18 protein-coding genes are annotated in these 26,626 nt (G+C 64.3%); 8 read left to right on the top strand and 10 right to left on the bottom strand.

The annotated features are described in order from the left end of the window. Positions 1-137: 137 nt before the first annotated feature. The gene (locus ACVOMB_RS11775) at positions 138-2,015 is read right to left on the bottom strand and encodes an ABC-F family ATP-binding cassette domain-containing protein (RefSeq protein ID WP_481531348.1); all 1,878 of its coding nucleotides are present in this window, start codon (positions 2,013-2,015) and stop codon (positions 138-140) included. A gap of 312 nt (positions 2,016-2,327) precedes the next feature. Between ACVOMB_RS11775 and ACVOMB_RS11770 the strand changes: the two genes are divergently transcribed. Next, positions 2,328-4,706: a TonB-dependent receptor plug domain-containing protein gene (locus ACVOMB_RS11770; protein ID WP_481531347.1), complete on the top strand. Its 2,379-nt coding sequence runs from the start codon at positions 2,328-2,330 to the stop codon at positions 4,704-4,706. A gap of 131 nt (positions 4,707-4,837) precedes the next feature. Here the strand turns inward: ACVOMB_RS11770 and ACVOMB_RS11765 are convergent, their stop codons facing one another. After that, on the bottom strand, positions 4,838-5,731 hold the full coding sequence (locus ACVOMB_RS11765) for a LysR family transcriptional regulator (RefSeq protein ID WP_481531346.1): 894 nt from the start codon (positions 5,729-5,731) through the stop codon (positions 4,838-4,840). Between the two features lie 121 nt (positions 5,732-5,852). On the opposite strand from ACVOMB_RS11765, the gene ACVOMB_RS11760 reads away from it, so the two are divergent. The 4 genes from ACVOMB_RS11760 (at position 5,853) to ybaL (ending at position 11,276) form a co-directional block, all read left to right on the top strand. Then, a complete protein-coding gene (locus ACVOMB_RS11760; RefSeq protein WP_481531345.1) occupies positions 5,853-7,043 on the top strand; it encodes a serine hydrolase domain-containing protein in 1,191 nt (396 codons plus the stop codon). Next, positions 7,043-8,266, top strand: coding sequence for an MFS transporter (locus ACVOMB_RS11755; protein WP_481531344.1), 1,224 nt, complete (start codon positions 7,043-7,045; stop codon positions 8,264-8,266). Before ACVOMB_RS11760 ends, ACVOMB_RS11755 begins: the two co-directional genes overlap by 1 nt. Next, a complete protein-coding gene (locus ACVOMB_RS11750) occupies positions 8,263-9,420 on the top strand; it encodes an MFS transporter (protein ID WP_481531343.1) in 1,158 nt (385 codons plus the stop codon). Before ACVOMB_RS11755 ends, ACVOMB_RS11750 begins: the two co-directional genes overlap by 4 nt. A gap of 143 nt (positions 9,421-9,563) precedes the next feature. Continuing rightward, a complete protein-coding gene (gene ybaL, locus ACVOMB_RS11745; RefSeq protein WP_481531342.1) occupies positions 9,564-11,276 on the top strand; it encodes a YbaL family putative K(+) efflux transporter in 1,713 nt (570 codons plus the stop codon). On the opposite strand, the gene ACVOMB_RS11740 is transcribed toward ybaL, so the two are convergent. Beyond that, positions 11,252-12,130 (bottom strand): AraC family transcriptional regulator, encoded by an 879-nt coding sequence (locus ACVOMB_RS11740; protein WP_481531341.1) that lies wholly within the window; start codon positions 12,128-12,130, stop codon positions 11,252-11,254. The two genes, ybaL and ACVOMB_RS11740, sit on opposite strands and share 25 nt — an antisense overlap. Before the next feature lie 44 nt (positions 12,131-12,174). Next, on the bottom strand, positions 12,175-13,101 hold the full coding sequence (locus ACVOMB_RS11735) for a LysR family transcriptional regulator (protein ID WP_481531340.1): 927 nt from the start codon (positions 13,099-13,101) through the stop codon (positions 12,175-12,177). 121 nt (positions 13,102-13,222) lie between these two features. Between ACVOMB_RS11735 and ACVOMB_RS11730 the strand changes: the two genes are divergently transcribed. Beyond that, positions 13,223-13,873 carry an NAD(P)-dependent oxidoreductase gene (locus ACVOMB_RS11730; RefSeq protein WP_481531339.1) on the top strand — a complete coding sequence of 217 codons (651 nt, stop codon included), beginning with the start codon at positions 13,223-13,225 and terminating at the stop codon, positions 13,871-13,873. 137 nt (positions 13,874-14,010) lie between these two features. Here ACVOMB_RS11730 and ACVOMB_RS11725 read toward each other — a convergent pair whose 3' ends face one another. The 6 genes from ACVOMB_RS11725 to ACVOMB_RS11700 form a co-directional block, all read right to left on the bottom strand. Next, on the bottom strand, positions 14,011-15,297 hold the full coding sequence (locus ACVOMB_RS11725; RefSeq protein WP_481531338.1) for an O-acetylhomoserine aminocarboxypropyltransferase/cysteine synthase family protein: 1,287 nt from the start codon (positions 15,295-15,297) through the stop codon (positions 14,011-14,013). Between the two features lie 276 nt (positions 15,298-15,573). Then, the gene (gene clpB, locus ACVOMB_RS11720; protein ID WP_481531337.1) at positions 15,574-18,162 is read right to left on the bottom strand and encodes an ATP-dependent chaperone ClpB; all 2,589 of its coding nucleotides are present in this window, start codon (positions 18,160-18,162) and stop codon (positions 15,574-15,576) included. Positions 18,163-18,337: 175 nt separating this feature from the next. Beyond that, positions 18,338-19,150, bottom strand: a complete 813-nt coding sequence (locus ACVOMB_RS11715) for a DUF3014 domain-containing protein (protein ID WP_481531336.1) — start codon at positions 19,148-19,150, stop codon at positions 18,338-18,340. Between the two features lie 77 nt (positions 19,151-19,227). Beyond that, complete coding sequence (locus ACVOMB_RS11710; protein ID WP_481531335.1) at positions 19,228-20,805, bottom strand: hypothetical protein; 1,578 nt, start codon at positions 20,803-20,805, stop codon at positions 19,228-19,230. Positions 20,806-20,869: 64 nt separating this feature from the next. Then, positions 20,870-21,775, bottom strand: a complete 906-nt coding sequence (locus tag ACVOMB_RS11705) for an XAC2610-related protein (RefSeq protein WP_481531334.1) — start codon at positions 21,773-21,775, stop codon at positions 20,870-20,872. Between the two features lie 43 nt (positions 21,776-21,818). Further along, a complete protein-coding gene (locus ACVOMB_RS11700) occupies positions 21,819-22,292 on the bottom strand; it encodes a DUF3574 domain-containing protein (protein WP_481531333.1) in 474 nt (157 codons plus the stop codon). A 216-nt stretch (positions 22,293-22,508) separates the two neighbouring features. Here ACVOMB_RS11700 and ACVOMB_RS11695 point away from each other — a divergent pair, with 216 nt between their 5' ends. Next, on the top strand, positions 22,509-24,941 hold the full coding sequence (locus ACVOMB_RS11695) for a TonB-dependent receptor plug domain-containing protein (RefSeq protein WP_481531332.1): 2,433 nt from the start codon (positions 22,509-22,511) through the stop codon (positions 24,939-24,941). A 260-nt stretch (positions 24,942-25,201) separates the two neighbouring features. Beyond that, a complete protein-coding gene (locus ACVOMB_RS11690; protein ID WP_481531331.1) occupies positions 25,202-26,533 on the top strand; it encodes an OmpA family protein in 1,332 nt (443 codons plus the stop codon). The last annotated feature ends 93 nt before the right edge of the window (positions 26,534-26,626 follow it).

The following is a 26,626-nucleotide window of genomic DNA, read 5'->3' as shown; positions in this document are numbered from 1 at the left end:
CCCGGGCGCCCCCCGCCGCCCCCCCACCCTCCCCCCCCCCCCCCCCCCCCCGCCCCCCCCGCCCCCCCCCCCCCCCCCCCCCCCCCCCCCCCCCCCCCCCCCCCCCCCACGCCGCTCCCACAAGACCGAGCACGGGCTCAGTCTTCCAACATCTCCATCCAGGTCGCTTCGGCCTGCTCCAGCTGCTGCGCCAGCACTTCACGCTCGCCGCCCAGTCTGGCCATCTTCGCCGCGTCGGCATAGTTGGCCGAATCAGCCAGCTGCGCATCCACTTCAGCCAGTGATGCACCCAGCTGCTCGACCTTCTTCTCGGCCGCTTCCAGCTTGTGTGGATTGATCGGCTTCTTGTTCGACGTCGGCTTGGCCGGAGCCACCTGTGCAACCGGTGCAGCAGCGGCAGGCTTTTCCTGGCGGTCGCTCTTGGTGCGTGCACCCTGCGCGCTGGCGCGGGTACGCAGCCACTGTGCGTACTCGTCCAGGTCGCCGGCAAACGGTTCGACCACACCGTCGGCCACGCGCCAGAACGTATCGCAGACCAGACCGATCAGATGGCGGTCATGCGAAACCATTACGATCGCGCCTTCGAACAGCGACAGCGCTTCGGCCAGAGCCTCGCGCATCTCGAGATCAAGGTGGTTGGTCGGTTCGTCGAGCAGCAGCACGTTCGGCTGCTGCCAGGCGATCAAGGCCAGTGCCAGACGCGCACGCTCGCCACCGGAGAAACCATCCACCGTCTCGAACGCGCGATCACCGGGGAAGTTCCACTTGCCGAGGAAGTCGCGGAACGACTGGTTCACGCCATCCGGTGCGATCTCACGGAAGTGATCCATCGGCGTCATGCCGGCGTGCAGCGATTCCACCGTGTGCTGGGCGAAGTAACCAATCTGCAGGTCCGGGTGGGCCATGCGGTCACCGGCCAGCAGCTCCAGGTCACCGACCAGCGATTTCACCAGCGTGGTCTTACCGGCACCGTTCGGGCCGAGCAGACCGACACGCTGACCCGCTTCCAGACCGAAGCCGACGTTGTCCAGGATCACCGCGTCCGGGCCGTAGCCAGCGGTAACGTCGTTGAGGCGGATCAGCGAGAACGGCAGCTTGGCCGGCGGCGAGAACTCGATGCGGAACTCGCGCTCGGCGCGCACCGCTTCGGTACCGGCCATCTTGGCCAGACGCTTCATCCGGCTCTGCGCCTGGGTGGCCTTGCTGGCCTGCGCCTTGAAGCGGTCGATGAAGCTCTGCAGATGCGCGCGCTCGGCCTGTTCCTTTTCGTGGGTGATCTGCTGCTGGCGCAGGTGTTCGGCACGCTGACGCTCGAAGTCGGTGTAACCGCCGACATAGAGTTTGGCCGTGCCGCTGTGCAGGTGCAAAGTGTGGGTGGCGACGTTGTCGAGGAACTCGCGGTCATGCGAGATCAGCAGCAGCGTGCCCGGGTACTTCAGCAGCCACTGTTCCAGCCAGTACACGGCGTCCAGATCCAAGTGGTTGGTCGGTTCGTCGAGCAGCAGCAGGTCGCTGGGCATCATCAGCGCGCGGGCAAGGTTCAAACGCGCACGCCAGCCACCGGAGAACGCCGCAACCGGACGCTCATGGGTATCGGCCGGGAAGCCCAGGCCATGCAGCAGCTTGCCGGCACGCGCTTCGGCGTCATAGGCATTGAGCTCGGCCATCTTCTGATGGGCGTTGGCGACGGCTTCCCAGTCCTCGCGCGCGGCGGCGGCGGCTTCTTCCTGCAGCACCGCGGCGACCACGTCGTCACCGCCGAGCACATAGTCGATGGCGCGGTCGGTCAGCGCAGGGGTTTCCTGGGCAACGTCGGCAATGCGGATCTTGCCGGGCAGCGACACATCGCCTTTGTCGGCTTCCAGTTCACCACGCACGGCGGCAAACAGGCTGGATTTACCTGCGCCATTACGGCCCACCACGCCTACGCGATAGCCGGCATGCAGGGTGAGGTCTACGTTGGACAACAGCAGGCGCTCGCCCCGGCGAAGGGCGAAATTACGAAGGGAAATCATGAATAGGTCCGTTATAACGAAAAGGAATGTGCATGTGAGCAGCATTCCTGCGACGCAATTCTAACGTTAACCAATACTTGACTCACCTCCTGTTATCGCACGCGCCTGAACGGCGTTGCCTGACAGAGAGCAAGTACTCGCATTGCCAAATCGCCTTTGCTGAACTGAAAAAGCTTTCAAAAGCAACAATTTAGCTGAACCATCCGGTTTGACACGAGGTAAAAATTCCATTAATTCGTTAATGGCGCACCGCAACAGCCGCGAACCCCACGCGCCGCCGATGCCGCCACTCAATACCGGAGCTGCAACCTGATGAACCGCAAGTCCAGCACCCTCGCCGTCGCTATTGCCATCGCCCTCGGCGCCCCGGCCCTTCCCGCCCTGGCCCAGACCGCCGCCAATACCCTGGATACCGTGATCGTCACCGGTACCCGCGTGGCCGACCGCACCGTTGCCGAGTCGCAGTCGCCGATCGACATCATCACCCCGGAAGCCCTGCAGTCCACCGGCACTGGCGAGTTGGCCACGGCGCTGTCGCGCGCCCTGCCCTCGCTGAACTTCCCGCGCCCGGCCCTGACCGACGGCACCAGCGGCATCCGCCCGGCGCAGCTACGCGGCCTCTCGCCCGACCAGGTGCTGGTGCTGGTCAACGGCAAGCGCCAACACACCTCGGCGATGATCAACGTCAACGGCAGCATCGGCCGTGGCTCCTCCGCGGTGGACATCAACGCCATTCCGATCGCCGCCATCGAGCGCGTGGAAGTGCTGCGTGACGGCGCCTCGGCCCAGTACGGCTCCGACGCCATCGCCGGCGTGGTCAACATCGTGCTCAAGGGCAGCGGCAAGGGTGGCAGCCTGGCGGTGGATTACGGCCAGTACTCGGCCGGTGACGGCGCCAAATACCAGATCTCCGGCGACACCGGCGTCAGCTTCGCCGATGGCCGCGGCAGCGTGCATTTCGCCGGCCAGGTCAGCCAGCAGGACGAGAGCAACCGCGCCGGGCCGTATCAGGGCACTGCGCCGAATACCGGCAACTTCCCGTCCATCGGCGAGAAGACCTTCGTGGTCGGCGATCCGCGCGTGGATGCCACCGCTGCCTCGGTCAATGCCAGCTTCAACTTCAGCGACAACATCAGCGCCTACGCCAGCGCCTTGCTGAGCAACCGCGACATCACCTCGTTCGCGTTCTACCGCTCGCCCAACCACAGCGGCCAGACCGCGCTGCTGGCGCAGACCTACCCGGACGGCTACGTGCCGCAGATCAACCAGTACTCCAAGGACCGCTCGCTGGTGGCCGGCGTCAAGGGCAATACCGAGAGCGGCTGGACCTGGGATGTCAGCGTCAACCACGGTGAAAACACCCTGGATTTCCACACCCGCAACAGCATCAACTACAGCCTGGGCGTGAACAGCCCGACCTCGTTCTACGACGGCACGCTGAAGTACCAGCAGGACATCTTCAACGCCGACCTCACCAAGTCGCTGGATTGGGGCCTGGCCTACCCGGTCACGCTGTCCTTCGGCGGTGAGTACCGTCGTGAGAAGTGGGAACAGGAAGCGGGTGAACTGAACTCCTATACCGGCAGCGGCGCGCAGGGTTTTGGTGGTTTTACCCCGACCAACGAAGTGCATAACGACCGCCACAACTACGCCGTCTACGCCGGCCTGGAAGCCGACCTGACCGAGAAATTCTCCGCTGGTCTGACCGGCCGCTATGAGGACTACTCGGACTTCGGCGACAAGTTCTCCGGCAAGCTGTCGGCGCGCTACGCCTTCACCGACAAGGTCGCGCTGCGTGCCACTGCATCCAATGGCTTCCGCGCGCCGTCACTGGCCCAGCAGAGCTACCAGGCGGTGACCAGCACCATCATCAACGGCAGCTTCGTCGATCGTGGCACCTTCCCCACCACCAGCCTCGCCGCGCAGGCGCTGGGCGCCAGCAAGCTGCAGGCCGAAAGCTCCACCTCCTACAGCCTGGGCCTGGTGCTGCAGCCGGTTGATCGCCTGTACCTGACCGTCGATGCCTACCAGATCGACATCGACGACCGCATCGTGCTGTCCACCAACATCACCACCAATGCCGCTGCCAATGCGCTGCTGGCCGGACTGGGGCTGCCGCAGGTCACCGCGTTCTCCTACTTCACCAATGGCGTGGATACCCGCACCCGCGGTGTCGATGCGGTGTCCAGCTACACCATCCCGTTCACCGCCAGCAATCTGGAACTGACCGCTGCCTACAGCTACAACGAGACCGAGGTGAAGAAATTCATTGCTTCGCCGGCGGTGTTTGGCAGCCTGGGCATCACCCAGTCGCTGATCGGTCGCGACGAGCTTGGCCGCATCGAGGACAGCTACCCGCGTGACAAGGCCATCCTCAGTGGCACCTGGCGCTCGGACCGCTGGGAGCTGGGTCTGTCGGCCACCCGCTACGGCAGCTTCACCGTGCGCAACTCGGCCACTGCTGCCCGCGACCAGACCTACGACGCCAGCTGGGTGGTGGATGCCTCAGCCAGTTTCAAGCCCAGCGAGAACTGGAAGCTGACCCTGGGTGCGGACAACCTGCTGGACCAGTACCCGGACCGCACTGCCGATCTGCAGAACTCGACCTGGGGCATGCTGCCGTACAGCAACTACTCGCCGTACGGTTTCAACGGCGCCTACGTCTACGGCCGTATCAGCTACACCTGGTAAGACCGGTTTGATGTCGTGAAAGGAAGATGCCCTGGGAAACCCGGGCATTTTTCTTTGTGCCGTATGGCCGTATGGCCGTATGGCCGTTGTCCGTTGTCCGTTGGCGATGCATAGCAGCGCGATGATCTGCCTCAAGCAGCTTCAGGAAACACCTTCGCGCAGAGGAAATCCACCAGTGCCCGCACCTTCGGCGATGGGTATTTGCTTGCCGGCCACAGCACGTTGAAAACACCAACTCCACCCACCTGATCGACCAGGATCGGCTGCAGCAGCCCCGCGGCCAGCGGCTCGCGGATGGCGAAATCCGGCAGGTAGGCAATCCCCAGCCCGCGCAGCGCAAAGCACACTCGCGTCTCGATGTTGTTGCAGATCATCGAAGTCGGCAGTTGCAGCTCGGCCTCGCCGGCTGCGCGCCGCAGCACCCAGGCTTCCAGCTTGCCGCTGTTGGGGAAGCGATAGTGCAGGCAGCTGTGCTGCTCGAGATCGGCCGGCACCTGCGGTACGCCACGACGAGCCAGATAGTCCGGCGACGCCACCAGCCGCATATGGAAGCTGCCCAGGCGACGCGCCGACAGACGCGAGTCGGCCGGTTCACCGGTGCGCACGACCGCATCGAAACCTTCCTCGATGACATCGACCATGCGGTCGGTGAAGTCCAGGTCCAGCTCGATCTGCGGATACGCGCGCATGAACTCGCCCAGCACCGGCAGCACCAGCGAACTGACCAGCGGCAGGCTGACGCGCAGTCGGCCGCGTGGCGCCGCACTGGCCTGCGACAGTTCCAGCTCGGCGGCATCTATCTCGGCCAGGATGCGGCGGCTGCGCTCCAGAAACAGCGTGCCTTCGGCCGTGAGGGTCACGCTGCGGGTGCTGCGGTGAAACAGACGCACCCCCAACTTCTCTTCCAGCCGCGCCACACTCTTGCCGATCGCCGAGGCCGACACCCCCAGCTCACGCCCGGCCGCGACGAAGCTGCGCGTCTCGGCCACCTGCACGAACACCACGAAGCCGTTGAGGCTATCCATGATCCGCCTTCCGTTTGATTGCGGACATTTTATTCCACGCATCACGGAACTGCAGCCTGCTTTTTCTTCAATCCAAGGATTTCTATCGTCGCAGCCTGCCCATTCAATCGAGCCAGCTGCCATGACGATCCCCACATTTTCCCTATCCCCAAGTGCCACGCCTGACCCGGTTTTGGTCCCCATCCAGACCGTCGTGCAGCGGGCATTGGAGCAACAGCGTCTGGTCGGCGCGGTGGTGCTGGTCGCCCGTGACGGCGAGTTGATCCACCGCCAGGCCAGCGGCCTCGCCGACCGCGCCAGCGCGCGCCCGATGAGCGTGGACACCGTGTTCCGGCTGGCATCGGTCAGCAAGCCCATCGTCTCCGCTGCAACCATGGTGTTGGTGGCACAGGGCAAACTTGAGCTGGATGCAGGCATCGAACACTGGCTGCCGGAATTCCAGCCGCGATTGGCTGACGGTCGCCCAGCACGGATCAGCGCTCGGCAACTGCTCAGCCACACCGCCGGCCTTGGTTACCGTTTCTTCGAGCCGGATGCTGACGGTGCGTATGCCCGGGCTGGCGTTTCCGACGGCATGGATGCCTCCGGCATCAGCCTGCAGGAAAACCTGCGGCGCATCGCCGAAGTACCGCTGCTCTACCAACCCGGCAGCGCCTGGGGCTACTCGCTGGCGACCGATGTGCTGGGTGCCTTGATCGAACGCATCCACGGCACGCCGCTGCAGCAGGCAGTGGATCAACTGGTTGCCGGCCCATTGGGAATGACAGATACCGGCTTTGTCGCCCGTGACTCCCAACGCCTGGCAAGCGCCTATGTAAGCGATACACCGCAGCCACACCTGCTCAGCGAGGGCGAGATTGTTTCGCCATTCGATGGCGCTATCGGCATCACCTACAGCCCGGCGCGCATCTTCGATGCGCAGGCCTTCCCCTCCGCTGGCGCGGGCATGGCCGGCACTGCCGGCAATCTGCTGCGCCTGCTGGAGATGCTGCGCGTGGGCGGCGATGGTCTGTTGCCCACCGAGCTGATCGCTGAAATGGGTCGCGACCAGACCGACGGCCTGGAACTGCCCAGCGCACCGGGTTTCGGTTTCGGTCTGGGCTTCTCCGTGTTGCGCGACCCGGTGCTTGCCGCCACACCGGAATCGCCGGGTACCTGGCGTTGGGGCGGCGCCTACGGCCATTCCTGGTTCGTGGACCAGGCACAGGGACTGAGCGTGGTCGCCTTCACCAATACGCTGTACGAAGGCATGTCCGGTCGCTTCGTCACCGACCTGCGCGATGCGGTTTACGCTGCAGTGGAGCTGCACTGATGCGCGCCGCAGCCTCTGAACGTTTGCCCCTTGGTGCACTGCTCGCATTGGCCATGGCTGGCTTCATCACCATCCTCACCGAAGCATTACCCGCTGGCCTGCTACCGCAGATGGCGCGCGGCCTTGCCGTGTCCGAGGCATGGATAGGACAGACCGTGACGGTCTACGCGATCGGCTCGTTGTTGGCGGCGATTCCGCTGACCAGCGCCACCCAAGGTCTGCGTCGCCGCCCATTGCTGCTGGCGGCGATAGCCGGCTTCGCCATCGCCAATACCGTCACCACCTTCTCCAGCAGCTACGCACTGACGCTGCTGGCCCGCTTTCTCGCCGGTGTTTCCGCCGGTCTGCTGTGGGCCTTGCTGGCGGGCTATGCCGCGCGCATGGTGCCCGCACATCAACAAGGCAAGGCGATTGCCATCGCGATGGTGGGCACGCCGCTGGCGCTGTCGCTGGGCGTGCCGGCCGGCACCTTGTTCGGCAACCTGTTGGGCTGGCGGATCTGTTTTGGCACGATGAGCCTATTGGCGTTGGCGCTGATGCTGTGGGTGAGGTTCAAGGTGCCGGACTTCGCCGGCCAGTCGGCAAGCCGACAGCTGCCGCTGCGCCAGGTGTTCTCGATCGCCGGCGTGCGCCCGGTGCTGTTCGTGGTGCTGGGCTTCGTGCTGGCCCACAACATCCTTTACACCTACATCGCGCCATTCCTGGCCGCTGCCAGCATGGGCGAGCGCACCGACCTGGTGCTGCTGGTGTTCGGTATGACTTCATTGCTGGGCATCTGGATCGTCGGCGTGCTGGTCGATCAACACCTGCGTGCGTTGACGCTTGCCAGCACCGTACTGTTCGGCGCGGCCGCACTCGCACTCGGGCTGGCCAGTGAGACGCCGCTTGTGGTCTACGCGGCAGTGGCGGTGTGGGGTATTGCCTTCGGCGGTGCCGCGACCCTGTTCCAGACAGCACTGGCAAAGACCGCCGGAGACGCCGCCGATGTCGCCCAATCCATGCTGGTCACCGCCTGGAACGCGGCAATTGCCGGTGGCGGCATCATCGGCGGCGCGCTGCTCGGCCACTGGGGCGTTACTGCGTTCGCTCCGGTGCTGCTGGTGCTGTTGCTTGCAACACTGATGGCTGTCTGGTTTGCCAGACGCCATGGATTTGCAGCTGCCGATGCTTCGTCCGCTGCTGCCAAGGCGGCGCTGGGCGGCCGCAGCGAGGCGCAGCCATGAACAGGTCCAGCGCGCTGTTCTTCATCGCCTTGGGGCTGTTCGGGCTTTATGCCGTCGAGTTCAGCGTGGTCGGCATCCTGCCTGCCATCATCCAGCGCCATGGCATCAGCGTGGCCCAGGCCGGTTGGCTGGTCGCGCTGTTCGCAGCGGTGGTTGCACTGTGCGGGCCTGCGCTGGTGCTGTGGTTTGGTCGCTTCGACCGCCGCAAGGTGTTGGTGGCGTCGTTGCTGGTCTTCAGCCTGTGCAGCCTACTGTCAGCCTGGGCACCCAGCTTCGCGGTATTGATGGCGCTGCGTGTGCCCTCTGCCCTGCTGCACCCGGTGTTCTTCTCGATGGCCTTTGCCTCCGCTGTCGCGCTCTACCCGCCGCAACGGGCGGCGCATGCCACTGCATTGGCTTTCTCCGGCACCACGTTGGGACTGGTGCTGGGCGTGCCGGTGGCAAGCTGGGTCGGAGCAGCCTTGTCCTATGAGGCCCCGTTTCTGTTCTGCGCGGCGGTGAATCTTGCGGCCGCCATCGGTCTGTGGATCAAGCTGCCTGATGGGCGCGGAACAACACGGGCGATGACCCCCGATCCGCTGGCTGTGCTGCGCCGGAGCAAGGTGTGGCTGTCGATCGCAACCGCGGTATGCGTGTTCGCCGCCATGTTCTCGGTCTACTGCTATGCGGCCGAATACCTCGCCCGCCAAGCCCAGCTGCACGCCGAAGCGATCAGCCTGCTGCTCGGCGTCTTCGGCATGGGCGGCGTACTTGGCAACCTGTTGGCAGGCCGCGCCTTGGACCGCCAGCTTGGCTGGACCGTGCTGGCATACCCGGTGCTGCTTGCGGCGGTCTATGCGGTACTGCTGCGCTTCGCCTCACCGGCGCTGGCCGGCATGCTGCCGATCTGCCTGCTGTGGGGCGCAGCCCACGCCAGTGGATTGATCGTCAGCCAGATGTGGATGAGCTCGGCCGCGCCCGAGGCACCCGAGTTCGCCACCAGCCTGTATGTTTCCGCCGCCAACCTCGGCGTGGTGCTAGGCGCCGCGCTCGGCGGCAGCCTAATCGGCGTCCTGGGGATAAGCGCAATCATCTGGAGTGGCTGGCTGTTCGCCGCGTTGGCGGCTGTCACGGTGCTGGCCAGGAAACCGTGGCGGGTCCTTGGCCCGGCATGAAGGGCGCCTCGCAGGCGGCCTTCAAGGGGTTCATCGCAACCCTCAATTCCAAAAAAATATCGGATATTTCCGGCATTTAGCCGCATGTACACCGGTAGCACCTTTAGAATCGAGGCATCCCCCACCCGACCCAGCGAGCCCTGATGCACCATGACACCGCCCTGATCAACATGATTGCCATCGGCTTGGGCCTGGCCTTCGTGCTTGGTGCCCTGGCCAACAAACTGCGGCTGTCGCCGCTGGTGGGCTATCTGGTTGCCGGTGTCATCGTAGGGCCGTTCACCCCGGGCTTTGTCGCCGATCAGGCGCTGGCCAACCAGTTGGCCGAGATCGGCGTGATGCTGCTGATGTTCGGCGTCGGCCTGCACTTCTCGCTGAAAGACCTGATGGCGGTCAAGGCCATCGCCATCCCCGGTGCCATCGGCCAGATCCTAGTCGCCACCCTGCTCGGCTGGGGCGTGGCCACGCTGATGGGCTGGCCGGTACTGCACGGCGTGATCTTTGGTTTCTCGCTGGCCACCGCCTCCACCGTGGTGCTGCTGCGGGCGATGGAAGAACGCCGCCTGCTGGAAACCAAGCGCGGCAAGATTGCGGTCGGCTGGTTGATCGTCGAAGACCTGGCCTGTGTGCTGGCACTGGTGATGATGCCGGTGATCGCCGACGTGTTCGGCCCTGAGGCAAGCGGCAAGGAGTTGTCCATCGGCGGGCTGCTGGCCTCGATCGGCTGGACCTTCGTGCAGCTGGGCCTGTTCGTGGCGGTGATGCTGGTGGTCGGCCGCCGGGTGATCCCGTGGGTGCTGGAAAAAGTGGCCGGCACCGGCTCGCGCGAACTGTTCACCCTGTGCGTGCTTGCGATTGCCTTGGGCGTGGCGTTCGGCGCTGCCGCCTTGTTCGGCGTGTCGTTTGCGCTGGGTGCGTTCTTCGCCGGCATGATGCTCAACGAATCCGAGCTCAGCCATAAGGCGGCACACGATTCGCTGCCACTGCGCGATGCGTTCGCGGTGCTGTTCTTCGTCTCGGTCGGCATGTTGTTCAACCCGATGATCATCGTCGAGCACCCCTGGCAGGTGCTGGCGACGGTGTTGATCATCATGTTCGGCAAGTCGGCTGCGGCCTTCTTCATCGTGCGCGCGTTCGGCCATTCCAAGAGCACCGCGCTGACAATTTCCGCGTCACTGGCGCAGATCGGCGAGTTCGCTTTCATCATCGCCGGCCTCGGTGTGGCGTTGAAGATCCTGCCGCCGACCGGGCAATCGCTGGTACTGGCCGGTGCACTGGTGTCGATCATGCTCAACCCGGTGGTATTCGGCCTGCTCGACCGCTGGCAGGCGCGCCACAAGGAAACCACGCCGGTACCGGAAGTGCCCGAAATCCCACCGGGTCCGTCGCTGGACCTGCACGACCACGCCATCGTGGTCGGCTATGGCCGGGTTGGCAGCGAGCTGGCGCAGGTGCTGCGCGACCGCGGCGTGCCGGTGCTGGTGATCGACGACAATCGGGAACATGTGGAACGTGCGCACGCCGCAGGCATTCCCGGCATCCGCGGCAGTGCTGCCTCGGACAAGGTGTTGGCCGAAGCGCATCCCGAACGCGCCACCATCGCCGTACTGGCGATCCCGCAGCCGCTGGAATCAGGCGAAGTCCTGGCCAAACTGCGCGCGATCAACCCCAACCTGACCCTGCTCGCGCGCGCCCACAGCGACGCCGAGGTCAAGCATCTGCTCGACCACGGCGCCGATGGCACGGTGATGGCCGAGCGCGAGCTGGCTTATTCGCTGGCGGAAATGATCATGTCCACCCCGCCCTACCGCAGCCTGCGCCCAGGCATGCCTCAGCCGGCCGCCAGCGGCACGTAAATATCGGCGCGCAGGATGGTCTCGGGTACTTCTTCGGGGTCGTCCAGGAAGTGGTAATGCAGCGGTGCATCACGCAGGGCGTGGCCGCTGCCCGGCAACCAGTCACGCAGCAACTGGTCGGTGGCATCTTCCAGCAGCGAGTAGCTGCCGACGTGGCGCAGCCGCGCCATGCGGCCGCCACCCAACACCTGCCGTTGCAGTGATGCCGGCAACGCCGGCAGCTCCGCGTCGAACGCCAACGCGCAATCGAACAGCAGCTCCTCGGCAGGCAGCTCGCGGTGATCACCGAGCGGCATGCCGATCAACTGCTGCAGCTGTTCGATCAGCCCCTGCTCCGCAGCCCAGCCGAACAGTTCACCGAACACACCATCCAGATCATCGAAGGCCCCCTGCGCACGCAGTGCCACCACTTCGAATGGTTCCAAGGTGATGACTTCCACACTCAACGGCGCGGGCTTTTCGGCTGGCGGCAATGGACGTGACAACTGCTCGATACTGGCGGCCAAGCGCTTGGGATCATCCCGCAACTCGCTGGCGCTGGCATCCACGGTTTCGCGCAGCACCCGCGCCAAGGCCTGCGGTGTGTCGTAGCCAGCCAACAGCGCGATCTCGGTGACACTGGCATCGCTATGCGCCAAACGCTGCAAGGCCTTGACCACGCGCAGCCGCTGTACGGCGCGGCCAATGGTTTCGCCGGTCAGCGCGCGGTACACGCGGTGGAAATGGAATGGCGAGTAATGGGCGATGGCTGCCAGTGCATCCAAATCCGGCAATGGCCCACCAGCATCGATGCTTTGCTGCAGGCAGCTGATGACCCGGTCCAGGCGTGGCAACTGCGCGACATTGGCTTTCATTGCAGCATCTCCGTTGGCTGATGAGGCTATTGCAGCGCGCTTGCTCAGCGCTGGCGTTTCCGATCTTGCGCAACATCAGCATCCGCGCCGGGCAGGCGCGCCAGATGATCCTGCAACAACACGATGGCCTGGCGCACCTTGGCCGGCTGGGTCTGGCGATGCGGGGTGACCGCCCAGACCGGCAGCGCCGGCACCTCCCATTCCGGCAACAGCCGCTGCAGGCTGCCGGATTCGAGCAACGGTGCGGCATCCAGACTGGTCAACACCGCGACACCCAATCCCGCCTCGCACAGGCGCAGTACCGCCGGCTGGTTCTGGCTGGCGATGCGCGGATACGCAGGCACCAGCCGCTCCTCGCCGTTCTCGCTGTGCCGCCAGACCAGCCCCGGCACCTGCGGCATGCCCAGCCATTCCGCCGCTGGCACCTGCAACGGATCACTGGGCAAGCCGTGCCGCTGCAGCCAGGCCGGTGCCGCGCAGGGCCAGCGCTGCAAGCTACCCAGCCGCTGCGCCATCCAGTCGCTGTCGGGCAGCTGGCCGAAGCGCAGCGCCAGATCGATGCGCGCCTGCAACAGGTCGGTCCAACCATCGTCGAAGAACAGATGCAGGCGCAGCTGCGGGTTGTCCTGCAGCCAACCGCCCAAGGCAGGGCCGATATGCGCGGCCATGCCGAGCGGTGCCGACAGCCGCAGCTCACCGCTGGGCGCCTGTCGGGCAGCTGATAGTTCGGCCTCTGCCTCGCCCGCCGCATCCAGCAGCCGCGCGCAGGCAGCGTAGTAACGACTGCCCACGTCGGTCAGCGCCAGCCGCCGGGTCGAGCGATGCAGCAAGGCCACGCCAGCATCCTGCTCCAATGCGCGCACCTGCTGGCTCACCGCCGAGGTACTCATGCCCATCGCCCGCGCCGCCGCACTCATCGAACCGTGCTGCACCACCTGGGCAAACAAGGCCATCCGTTTGACGCTGTCCATGGCTCACCTCCGTGCGGCCATTGTGAAGCACAGCTTCAAGGTGATTGTGATTTTTTGCGACTGTCACACGTGCCGGCTTGGGCGGACACTGGCCTCATTCCCCACCCCGAAGGATCTCACCATGAAAGTTGCCCTGATCGGTGCCACCGGCTTTGTCGGCAAGGCCGTACTCGAAGAACTGCTGGCCCGTGGCCATGACGTGACCGCACTGGCCCGTGACCCTGCCAAGTTGGAAGCCCGCCCGCAGCTGCAGGTGGTCAAGGCAGATGTGCTCAATGCCGATGAAGTGCATGCCGCCGTTGCCGGTACCGATGCGGTGATCAGCGCCTATAACGCAGGCTGGGCCAACCCGGACCTGTACAACGAGTTCCTGCGCGGCACCCGCGCTATCGTCGCCGGCACCAAGGCTGCGGGCGTGAAGCGTTACATCGTGATTGGTGGCGCCGGCAGCCTGTATGCGCCAGACGGTACCCAGTTGGTGGATTCACCCAACTTCCCGGCCGCGATCTATCCCGGTGCCAGTGCCGCACGTGATGCGCTGACCGAGCTGCGCAATGAGACGTCCTTGGCCTGGACCCAACTGAGTCCGCCGGTTGCATTCCATCCGGGTAGTGCGACCGAGCGCACCGGCAAGTACCGGGTTGGTAGCGACACTCCGCTGAGCACTGGCGATGGCCCGGGCACGATCAGCGCCGCGGATCTGGCGGTGGCGGTGGTGGATGAGCTGGAAGCGCCGCAGCATATCGGCAAGCGGTTTACGGTTGCTTGGTAAAAGCTGAAAGCTGCCCTCACCCCAACCCCTCTCCCGTAAACGGGAGAGGGGCTCGGATCGCGTCGGCTGCTAGTGCACTAGCCCCTCTCCCGTTTACGGGAGAGGGGTTGGGGTGAGGGCAGCTCTTGATCTATCTCTCAAGCCCCAGCCAACGCCTGCTCCAGATCCGCCAGCAAGTCATCGATGTGTTCGATGCCCACCGACAGACGCACGGTATCCAGCGTCACTCCCGCCTTCTCCAACTCCGCCGCATCCAACTGGCGATGTGTGGTGGAAGCCGGATGCGTAGCCAACGATTTTGCATCGCCCAGATTCACCAGACGGGTGAACAACTGCAAGGCATCCAGGAAGCGCGCTCCAGCCTCACGCCCACCCGGCAACCCAAAGGTCAGCACACCCGAGCCATGCCCGCGCAGATACTTCTGCACCAGCGCGTGCTCCGGATGGTCGGGCAGCGCGGCATAGTTCACCCAGGCGACTTTCGCGTGCTTCTGCAGGTAATTCGCCACCGCCAGCGTATTGCTGTTGATCCGGTCCATACGCAGCGCCAGCGTCTCGATACCCTGCAGGATCTGGAACGCGTTGAACGGCGAGATCGCCGCGCCCATGTTGCGCAGCGGCACCACGCGGGCACGACCAATGAACGCCGCCGGGCCAAGTGCCTCGGTATAGACCACGCCGTGGTAACTCACGTCCGGCGTATTGAGGCGCGGGAAACGCTCCTTGTGCTCAGCCCATGGGAAACGACCCGAATCGACAATCGCGCCGCCAAGGCTGGTGCCATGGCCGCCGAGATACTTGGTCAATGAGTGCACGACGATATCGGCGCCGAAATCGAACGAGCGCTGCAGATATGGCGTAGCCACGGTGTTGTCGACGATCACCGGCACGCCATGGGCGTGGGCGATCTTGGCAATGGCTTCGATATCGGTGATGTTGCCGCGCGGGTTGCCGATCGATTCGACGAACACCGCCTTGGTGCGCTCGTCGATCAAGGCAGCAAAGGCCTGCGGATCACGGTAGTCGGCGAAACGGGTCTGGATGCCGAACTGCGGCAGCGTATGCGCGAACAGGTTATAGGTGCCGCCGTACAGCGCGCTTGAGGCCAGGATGTTGTCGCCTGCCTCGGCAATGGTCTGGATGGCGTAGGTGATCGCGGCCTGGCCTGAGGCCAGCGCCAATGCACCGATGCCGCCTTCCAATGCAGCAATGCGCTTTTCCAGCACATCGGTAGTGGGGTTCATGATGCGGGTATAGATGTTGCCCTGCACCTTGAGGTCGAACAGATCGGCACCGTGCTGGGTGTCGTCAAAGGCGTAGGCAACGGTCTGGTAGATCGGCACCGCGACTGCGCGGGTGGTCGGATCGGGGGAATAGCCGCCGTGCACGGCGATGGTTTCAGGCTTCCACTGCGGATCGGTCATCGGGGTGCTCGCTAAGGAGTGACCGCTGACGATAGCCGAGGATGGATGGCAACCGGTGGACGGTTGCAGGGGTTACTTGTGAGGTATTGGAATCTTCTGATGCATTTTCAGCTAGAAGCTTCCCCTCACCCCAACCCCTCTCCCGCGTGCGGGAGAGGGGCTAGTGCACTACGAGCCGCCACAAACCTGGCCCCTCTCCCGCGCGCGGGAGAGGGGTTGGGGTGAGGGCAGCTCTTAACGCTTCTGAAGCTTTGGCTTTGGCTTTGGCTTTGAATCTCAGCCCTTACCAAACTGCAAATGACCACCGCCGCCGGCTTCCACCTTGATGGTGTCGCCGCTGACGAACTCGCCGGACAGAATCTTCTGCGCCAACGGGTTCTCCAGCTGGGCCTGGATCGCACGCTTCAACGGACGTGCGCCATACACCGGATCGAAGCCGACATTGCTCAACACATCGAAGGCCGAATCCGACACTTCCAGGCTCAGGCCACGCTCGGTCAGCCGCTTCTCCAGCCCACGCATCTGGATGCGTGCGATCTGCTTGATCTGCTGCTTGTCCAGCGGGTGGAACACGACGATGTCGTCCAGACGGTTGATGAACTCTGGACGGAAGTGCGCCTGCACCACGCCCATCACCGCGGCCTTCATCTGCGTATAGGCTTCCGGGCTGTCGTCGCCGCTCATGTCCTGGATCTGGTGCGAGCCCAGGTTCGAGGTCATCACGATGACGGTGTTGCGGAAGTCCACCGTGCGGCCCTGGCCGTCGGTCAAACGACCGTCATCCAGCACCTGCAGCAGGATGTTGAACACATCCGGATGCGCCTTCTCCACTTCGTCCAGCAGGATCACGCTGTACGGGCGACGACGCACCGCCTCGGTCAGGTAGCCACCTTCTTCGTAGCCCACATAACCCGGGGGCGCACCGATCAGGCGCGACACGCTGTGCTTCTCCATGAACTCACTCATGTCGATGCGCACCATCGCGTCGGGTGAGTCGAACAGGAAGTCGGCCAGTGCCTTGGTCAGCTCGGTCTTGCCCACGCCGGTCGGGCCCAGGAACAGGAACGAGCCGCTCGGGCGATTCGGATCCGACAGGCCAGCGCGCGAGCGCCGCACCGCGTCGGAGACCACGCGGATTGCTTCTTCCTGCCCAACCACGCGGTTGTGCAGCATGTCTTCCATGCGCAGCAGCTTGTCGCGCTCGCCTTCGAGCATCTTGCTGACCGGGATACCGGTCCAGCGCGAGACGACCTCGGCGATTTCTTCGTCGGTCACCTTGTCCTGCACCAGCCGGAAGTCCTTGCGGTCCACTTCCTGCGCGGCAGCGAGCTGTTTTTCCAGGTTCGGCAGCAGGCCGTACTGGATTTCGCTCATCTTGGCGAAGTCCTGGCGGCGCTGCGCAGCTTCCAGATCAAGTTTTGCCTTTTCGACCTGCTCCTTGATCTTGGTCGCGCCCTGCAGCGCAGCCTTCTCCGACTTCCAGATTTCGTTGAGGTCGGAGAACTCGCGTTCCAGCGTATCGATGTCGGCTTCCAGATCGGCCAGGCGCTTGCGCGAGGCGTCATCCTTCTCCTTCTTCAGCATTTCGCGCTGGATCTTGAGCTGGATCAAACGACGCTCCAGACGATCAAGTTCCTCCGGCTTGGAGTCGATCTCCATGCGGATGCGCGAAGCGGCCTCATCCATCAGGTCGATGGCCTTGTCCGGCAGCTGCCGGTCGGTGATGTAGCGGTTCGACAAGGTCGCTGCCGCAACCACGGCCGGGTCGGTGATCTCGACGCCATGGTGCACCGCGTAGCGTTCCTTCAGGCCACGCAGGATGGCAATGGTGTCCTCAACCGTCGGCTCACCGACAAACACCTTCTGGAAACGGCGCTCCAGCGCGGCGTCCTTCTCGATGTACTGGCGGTACTCGTCCAGCGTGGTGGCGCCGATGCAATGCAGCTCGCCACGCGCAAGCGCGGGCTTGAGCATATTGCCCGCATCCATTGCGCCCTCGCCCTTGCCGGCGCCGACCATGGTGTGCAGTTCGTCGATGAACAGGATGATCTGGCCTTCGTTCTTGGACAGATCATTGAGCACGGCCTTCAGCCGTTCCTCGAACTCGCCGCGGAACTTGGCACCGGCAATCAACGCGCCCATGTCCAGCGAGAGCACGCGCTTGCCGCGCAGGCCCTCGGGCACTTCGTCATTGATGATGCGCTGGGCCAGACCTTCGACAATCGCGGTCTTGCCCACGCCGGGTTCACCGATCAGCACCGGGTTGTTCTTGGTACGGCGCTGCAGCACCTGGATGGTGCGACGGATTTCCTCGTCGCGGCCGATCACCGGGTCGAGCTTGCCGCTTTCGGCACGCGCGGTCAGGTCGATGGTGTACTTTTCCAGCGCCTGGCGTTGCTCTTCGGCGTTTTCGCTTTGCACGGTTTCTCCGCCGCGCAACTTGTCGATCGCGGCCTTTACTTTGTTTTTATCAGCGCCAGCAGCACGCAGGGCCATGCCGGCCGGGCCGCCATCGTCCACTGCCGCCAGCAGGAACCACTCGCTGGCGATGAACTGGTCGTTGTGCTGCTGGGCCAGCTTGTCGGTGTTGTTGAGCAGGCGATTGAGATCGTTGCCCATCGACAGGCTGCCGGCCTGGCCGGACACCTTGGGCAATGCATCCAGCGCCTCGGTCAGCCGCTCGCGCAGCACCGGCACGTTGACGCCGGCCTGGGCCAGCAAGGGCCGGCTGCTGCCACCGGGCTGATCGAGCAGCGCGCTGAGCACATGCACCGGCTCGATGATGTTGTTATCACGGCCAACCGCCAGCGACTGGGCATCTGCCAAGGCTTTCTGGAAATTGGAGGTGAGCTTATCCATCCGCATGGGTCTTCTTCCTCAAAGTTGGGGGCCAGCATTGCTGGCGATATTGATTCAGATGCGGTTGCAACGGCGTGATTCAAGGGTAAACAGCTTCCTTGTTCAGCTGCAATCGCAATCCATCGCCAGTATCGCCAGCTGCATTGGCCATACATTGATCCACCGCAAACGGCCGCGATTCTCAGCCTTGCGTGATCGACGCCCGCAGTGCCCGCAGCTGTTGTTTTACCGCCTGTTGCTGCGCCGCATCCATGCGCAGCAAGGCTTTCTGGCCTACCGACAGCGATTGCAAGGCCGGGTCAACAAACCGATAGCGGCCCTTGCCATCAGGCTCCAGCGCCAGCGGCCGGGCCGGCTCGGGGGTCTGCAGCAGGTGGTCGATCACGGCCACCAACCTGTCATTGAAATGGCCGTCAGGGTGACCGATGTCGCGATAGGCCTGCTGCAGCAAGGGATAGAAGCGGGTGTAGGCCGCCGCGACGGCGCCCGCATCGGCATGTGTAAAAGCATCAACGAACGGGGCGTAGCGCGCGGCGTTGGCGGCCCCAAGCTGCTCGCCGCCGGCACTGCCCTGCTCAACCAGCAGCGTGCCGGGCAGCGGCCGCAACGCCATCGCCGAACCGGGCAGGCTGGGCTGGGTCAGGTTGTCCACATGCACCACCACACGCTGGATCAGCTGTTCGCGCAGCAGCACGGCCAGGGCATCCGCGGGAAACAGCCCGCTCAACGCCTGCCAGCTGGAGGCATCGCTGTCTGCCAGTGCTGGCAGGGCCGGATCGGCAGCGACATCGAGCGGATATTTGGGACCGGCGGTTTGTTCGGCCGGCGCTTGCGGCGGCATCATCGGCGCCGCCGCATCATCAACCGGCGGCGAAACTGCCGCCACGGGCTGGCGCAGCTGCGCCACATCATCACGGAACATCCACCATGCAGCGCCGCCAACCGCGACGACGCCAACCACTGCCCAGGGCCACACTGCTTTACGCTTCTGCATCACTTGCACCTTCGTTGCATGTGATGGTGTGACCCTGTTTATCCCGCCGGGTTCCCCAGCGGTTCAAGCCTCGTGCATCAACGCTGTTTCTGCAGCGACATCAGGCCGATGACGACCGCCAGCACGGCGTAGGCAGCGGACACCTGCAAGGTGATGGCCTGACGCAGGCCATCCAGCTGCCACGGCAGGTAGATGCCGCCGCGTGGATCGGTGGAATGGATCACGCCGAACGCGCTCAGCGCCGCAGCCACAAACAACAGGCTCACCGCGACGCCGGGACGGCGCTCGATCAAGGCGACCAAGGCTGCCGCCCAGATCATCGCGCTGATGATGAAGCCATTGCCCAGCAGCTGCAGCGTAGCCACATCCGACAGACCATGGCCGTCGACCGCCGCATACAGTGCTGCCGCCGCGTCCGGGGCCACCCAGGTACCGAACTTGATGTTGATCAGGTAGGCAATCGCCGGCAGGAAGGCCAGCGCCACCGCGATCGCGTGCTCGCGCTTGGTCTGCTGGAAGGCCTGCACGGTGATGTCCAGTCCGACGAAAACAATGATCGGTGCCAGCACTGCCACCGGCAGCCACTGCACCAACCCAGCGACGACACCCAACATACCGCCGATGCCGATGAACAGGCCGGTCAGCAGCGTGTAGCCGGTGCGTGCGCCCAAGCGCTTGTACGCCGGCTGGCCGATGTACGGGGTGGTCTGCGCGACGCCGCCGCAGACACCAGCGATCAGCGTGGCGATGGCCTCGACCAGCAGGATGTCGCGGGTACGGTAATCGTCACCGGCGGCGCGTGCGCTCTCGGCCACGTTGATGCCGCCCACCACCATCAGCAGACCGAACGGCAGCAGCAGCGACAGATACGGCACGGTCAGCGGCAGGCCTTCGATAAAGCCCAGCGTCGGCAACGGCAAGGCCGCGGCGAAGGAGATTGCCGGCGGCCATTGGAAGCCGGTCAGCGCGCCAGCGGCGCCCAGCCCGTAATACAGCGCGACACCGACCAACAGCGAGAACAGCACGCCCGGCAAGCGCAACGGCACCACACCGCGCGCGACCAGCACGTACAGCAGCACGCCCAGCGTGACCAGGCCGACCAGCGGCTGGCGCATGCTTTCGATCAGCGGCAGGAAGCCAAGCAGGGTCAACGCCGCACCGCCGATGGAGCCCAGCAGGGCGGCACGTGGCACATGGCGGGTGACCGCATCGCCGACGAAGGACAGCACCAGCTTGAGCAGGCCCATCACCACCAGCGAAGCCATGCCCAGCTTCCAGGTGGCCATCGCTGCCGCCTGCGGGTCCATGCCCAATTGCTTGAAACCGACGAAGGCCGGGCCCAGCACCAGCAGCGCCATGCCGATGCTGGTCGGCGCATCCAGGCCCAGCGGCATCGCGGTGACGTCATCGCGGCCGCTGCGGGCAGCCAGGCGACGCGCCATCACCGTGTACATCAGGTTGCCGATCAACACGCCGAACGCCGTGCCGGGGAACATGCGGCCAAACACCACATCGGCCGGGAACTGGAAGATGCCGACCAGCGCCATTGCGATGAAGCCGAGGATCGACAGGTTGTCGACCACCAGACCGAAGAAGCCGTTGAGATCGCCTGCGACGAACCAACGCGGGCGGGATGTTGATGCGGGAGAATTCATGGGGGATATCGTCAGGAAAGCGGAGCGATGGTAACGCTGGGAGAAAGCGTGCGGATGGAACAGATCATTCGTTGGCGGGCAATTTCACCCAGCCCAGCACCGGGCCACGGCTGGGATTGCGGTAACGCAGCTGCAGCCAGCCATCGGCTTCGTCCAGCAGCTCGACGCGGTCACCTTTGAGCAGATAGCGTTTGGTGGAGGTGTCCCCCGCCCTGCTGTACAGCGGCAGTTTTGCCGGCACCACCGAAGCGCTGCGGCCCTGCATCGGAGCATCGCTGAGCGGCGGATCAAATGCATTCCAGAGCGAAGTATCCAGGCGCTTTCCCGCCGCGTCCCAGGTACTCCAGACCGTCAGTATCTCAGCATCATCCACCGGCCCCAGATCCACCACCTGTGCCAAGCCTTCGGTGTCGATGAAGGCATTGCGCATCGATCGATACAGATAGAGCCGATTGCCTTGGTAGCGGTAAATATCGCTGTACCACATTGGCCCGCTGCGGCAGCTGCTGCTCAACGTGCGCGTGGCCGGATCCGGGGTCAGCGACCAGAAGCCTTCGCAGCTGATCTGCGGACCGTCAGGCTCGGCCAAGGCACGGAATTGACCACTGCCCGGCTCGTACAGGTAGACGGTCACCGATTCGTTGACCTGCCCCAGCGTCGCGCTAGAGTCCAGGTCCTGATAGCCGTCGAAGTTGTAGTCGGCATGGCCCAGACGGGTGCCGCCGCCCTCTTCGTCGGTAGACGCTGGCAACCGTTGCTTGGCCGCTGAGCGGTTGGTACCTACCTCGATATTGCCGTCAGCCAGCAGCCGCGCCTGTGCAGTTACGCCCGGGCTGACCTCGAAGCGGATCTGGCTTTCATCGGCCGCCAGCGCTTTCGCCGCCAACAGCGACAAGCCCACCACCAGCAGGCCACAGGCAGCTTTGCGCAGGCGCAACGTTGATTTCACTGGCGTCATCAGGAAGCTCATCTGCAATCGGAAGCTGCCCGCAGGCTAGCCGATCCGGCACTGCTCAGAACGAAACCTCAACCGGCTGCCGTGACCACAGCACCGACTGGTGCTTGGTGGCCTGCTTCCAGGCCAGGCGGATGGCTTCGATGTCGTTGCGGCGCTGTGGGCTGTCCTCATGCAGGATCACCAGCACCTTGGTGCGCAGCCGGTTCGGCTCGGGCGCACCGCGGAACAGCCACTGGCCGTAGGCGTCGAAGACGGTCAGGCCATCGGGGAAGCGCGGGGTGACTTCCTTGTCGAGGAAGGCGCGCCACTGGGCCTCGCTGATCACGTCGGTCTGCTCACGTGCCGACGGCCCGGTTTCCTCGCCCACGCCGAAATACAGTTCGCTACGCACCCAGCCACCGGCTTCGGCCGGCCGCGCAGCATCGCCGTGCAGCTGGGCGCTCGGCGCCGGCTCCGCAGCAGGTGGGGCAGCGTTGGCACTGGCGGCAACAGCAAACAGCAGGGGCAACAGGGCAGCGTGCAACTTCATGGAAAACCTCCGGGCAAGAGCAACACGGTGGCATCCAAGGCACCGCAGGGGATATCGCGTTTGGTTATCAGCCAATTGCCAGCAGGACTTGCATCCCGGGCGCTGTTAACGCGAAGATAATATATCGCTTCATCCGGATGGATGTAAGTCTTGACGTCATCCGCAATCCCTCTCCCCGCCCTTCCCCGCCCTTCCCCACGTATTCCCGGAGTTTCCATGTCCCGCCCCACCTCGGCCCCGCTCGGCCTGGCCATCGCGCTGGCGCTGTCTTCCCCCGCTTTTGCCCAAAATGGCCAGCAGGCCACCAATCTGGACACGGTGATCGTCACCGGCACCCGCGCAGCGGACCGCACCGTGCTGGAATCCACCTCGCCGGTGGACGTGCTCAGCGCCGAAGACATCCGCAAGGCCGGCGTGGTCAATGGTGAGTTGGGCAGCGCGCTGCAGGCGTTGCTGCCCTCGTTCAACTTCCCGCGTCAGTCCAATTCCGGTGGCGCTGACCACGTACGCGCCGCGCAGCTGCGCGGCCTCTCGCCAGACCATGTGCTGGTGCTGATCAACGGCAAGCGCCGCCACAACAGCGCCTTGGTCAATACCGACAGCAAGATCGGCAAGGGCACCACCCCGGTCGATTTCAACGCCATCCCGGTCAGCGCGATCAAGCGTATCGAGGTGCTGCGTGACGGCGCCGGCGCGCTGTATGGCTCCGATGCGGTAGCCGGTGTGATCAACGTGATCCTCGACGACGCCCCGGAAGGCGGCGCCATCGAAGCCAGCTTCGGCGCGCACCACACCGACCTCAAGCCGATCGACCGCACCCTGACCGATGGCCAGACCAGCTTCTTCAGCGCCAAGGTCGGCACCGCCCTGACCGATGACGGCGGCTTCCTGCGGGTCGGCCTGGAATTGAAGAACCGCGAAGCCACCAACCGCGCCGGTTTCGACCAGATCCCGCCGTGGGAAGCGCAGACCCCGGACAATCTGGCCCTGGCCGGCAAGCGCAATTACTCGCTGGGCGACGGCGCCAGCAAGGACCTCAATGCCTGGTTCAATGCCGAAATCCCGTTCGGTACCGCCTCCAAGGCCTATGCCTTCGGTACCTACAACCAGCGCGATACCGAAGGCGCCAACTACTTCCGTTACCCGGATGGCGAAGCCAACTGGAAGGAGTTGTATCCGAACGGTTACCGCCCGATCTCCGAAGGCGAGAATCTGGATGTGCAGCTGGTGGCCGGTGCCCGCGGCGAGCTGGGCGACTGGAATTACGATGCCAGCCTCGACCACGGCCGCAACGCGTTCACCTATCGCCTGCGCAACTCGCTCAACGCCTCGCTTGGCCCGACCAGCCCAACCAGCTTCAAGACTGCGGATTTCAGCTTCGCGCAGACCGTGGCCAACCTGGATTTCGGCCGCATCTTCGTGCGTGCCAATGACACCCACAGCCTCGGCTTTGGCATCGAAGGCCGTCACGAGCGCTACGAAACCGGTGCTGGCGATCCGGCCAGCTATGCAGCCGGCCCCTATACCGACCGCCCGACTGGCTCGCAGGCCGGCGGTGGGCTGACGCCTCAGGATGAAGCCGATCTGTCGCGCGATGTGATCAGCGCCTACACCAGTCTGTCCTCCACGTTCGGCGAAAAGTTCTCCACCGATATCGCCGCCCGCTATGAGCATTACGAAGATTTCGGCGGCGAGCTGACCGGCAAGATCGGGGCGCGTTACGCCTTTGCCCCGGCCTTCGCCCTGCGCGGCTCGATCTCCAACAACTTCCACGCGCCGTCGCTGAGCCAGATCGGCTACGAATCCACCTCGACCGGCTATACCGCTGGTGGCCAGCTGGTGCAGGGCCGCCTGCTGTCGGTCAACAATCCGATCGCACGTGCCTTGGGCGCCACCGACCTGAAGCCGGAGAAGTCGATCAACTACAGCCTGGGCTTCACCAGCCAGATCGGCAGCCATTTCGACCTGTCACTGGATCTGTTCCAGATCGATATCGATGACCGTATCGCATTGTCGGAAAGCATCACCGGCGATGCGCTGACCGACTTCGTGCAGCAGCAGTTCGGCATCGGTGGTCTGGAGAGCGCGCACTACTTCGTCAATGCTGCCGATACGCGTACTCGCGGTGCCGAATTCGTCGGCAACTGGCGGCAATCGCTGGGTGACGGCGAACTGCTGTTGACCGGCACCTGGAGCTACGCCAAGACCGAATTGAAGAACGTCGTCGCCACGCCCTCCCAGCTGCTGGCGCTGAATCCGGACTACGTGCTGTTCGGCGTGGAAGAGAGCAATACGTTGACCGACGCTGCACCGCGTACCCGCGCGCAGTTCGCCGCCAGCTGGGCCAATGACAACTGGTCGTTGAGCAGCCGCGTGAGCCGCCATGGCAGCGCCAAGCGTGTGTTCGATTTTGGTGGTGGCTATATCCCGACCCAGACCTACCAGGCCGAGTGGCAGTTGGACGCGGAAGTCGAATACCGCATCACCCCGCAGTGGAGCGTGGCCGTTGGCGGGCAGAACCTGACCGACAACTACCCGGACAAGTCGAACGAGGACATCTACTACTTCGGCAACCTGCCCTACGACGTGCTGTCGCCGATCGGCAGCAATGGCGCATATTGGTACGGGCGGGTGCGGTTTACGTTCTGATTTGGTTGTTTAGTGCGGGATTGCTTGCTTAAGAGCTTCCCCTCACCCCAGCCCCTCTCCCGCGCGCGGGAGAGGGGCTCGGATCGCGTCGGCTCGTAGTGCACTAGCCCCTCTCCCGTTCACGGGAGAGGGCTTGGGGCGAGGGGAAGCTTCTAGCTAAAGAACCAAAAACCCCCGAATTCATCCAGCTTTAACAGCGCTAGGCGCTCCTTACGCCTGCCGGCTCATTCCAGCCCGGTTCATCCCTTGCGGAGGCGTATATGTTCGAGTCGTTGATTCGCGAAGCGGCAAGCCGCTTTCATCTCGGCGACAACGCAGGGCGCCTCGTGCGCCAGCTTGTCGATGTCATCTTCGATCCTGCCAACGGCGGCTTCGCCGGCCTGCAGAAACGCTTTACCGATGCCGGCCTGGATGGCCTGCTCTCTTCGTGGATAGGCTCCACACCCGGCGACAACGTACTGCAACCAGACCAGTTCAGCGCCGGCTTCGGCCAGAACCTGGCCAGCGGCATTGCCAGCAAGCTCGGCATTCCAGCAGCGGCGGTGAACATGGCCGGTGCATGGTTGCTGCCCAAGATCGTCGGCCAGCTCACCCCGGGTGGCAAGATCCCCACCTCGCGCCCGACCGACTACGAGCGTTGGTTCGGCACCGCAACGCCAACCGCCGGCTATAGCGGCGGTGGCACCGTACCGGCCAAGGCTTCAGGTGGTTTCTGGAAATGGCTGCTTCCGCTGATCCTGCTGCTTGCCGCGTTCCTGCTGTTCCGCAGCTGCAAGAAGGAAGAAGTGGTTACCCCGGCACCGATGCAACCGGCCGCCACCACGCAGCCTGCAGCACCGGTGGCGCAAGCCAATCCACGCTTCGGGTTTGAGAACGTGGACGGCAAGGTCACGGTCAGCGGCCAGGTTGCCAGCGATGCCGACAAAACCCGCTTGTGGGATGCACTGAAGGCCACTTTCGGTGAAGGCAATCTGTCCGGCAACATCACCGTTGATCCAGCCACCCTACCGGCCGGCTGGATGGACAAGCTGATCGCCGCACTGCCGGAGCTGAAAGCCAAGGGCCTGAAGTTCGGCTTTGACGGCGACAAGCTCAACATCGACACCAGCGGCCTGTCCGAAGCCGATCGCTTCACGGTCAGCGACAAGCTGCGTGGCCTGTTTGGTGGCTTTGCGATCAGCGGCTTGTGGGACCGTGCAGCAGCGGCATTGTCAGGACTCAAAGCCGGCTTCAGCGGCGATGACCTGATCAAAGCCCTGAACCTGATGAACATCTACTTCGATACAGGTTCGGCCACCATCACCCGCGATAGTCTGGAGACATTGACCAGCGCAGCGAATGCGATCAAGCAGGCACCTGCAGGCACCAAAATCGAGGTGGGTGGGCATACCGACAACACCGGCAGTGCCGATGCCAACGTCACCTTGAGCCAGCAACGTGCTGATGCGGTTGTCGCCAAGCTGGGCGAGCTGGGTGTTGCTGCCGATACGCTCAGTGCCAAGGGCTATGGCCAGACCAAGCCGCGCGCCAGCAATGACACTGAAGAGGGTCGTGCGCAGAACCGCCGGATTGAGTTTGCGGTTACCAAGTGATGCTTTGTTTGCAGGGTGAAGAGCAGAAGCTTGCCCTCACCCCAACCCCTCTCCCGTAAACGGGAGAGGGGCTAGTGCACTACGAGTGCAAGC

It is taken from the genome of Stenotrophomonas sp. STEN018, assembly GCF_056760235.1.
The sequence above is the reverse complement of the archived record's forward strand: the minus strand, read 5'-3'. Positions and strand labels throughout refer to the sequence as shown.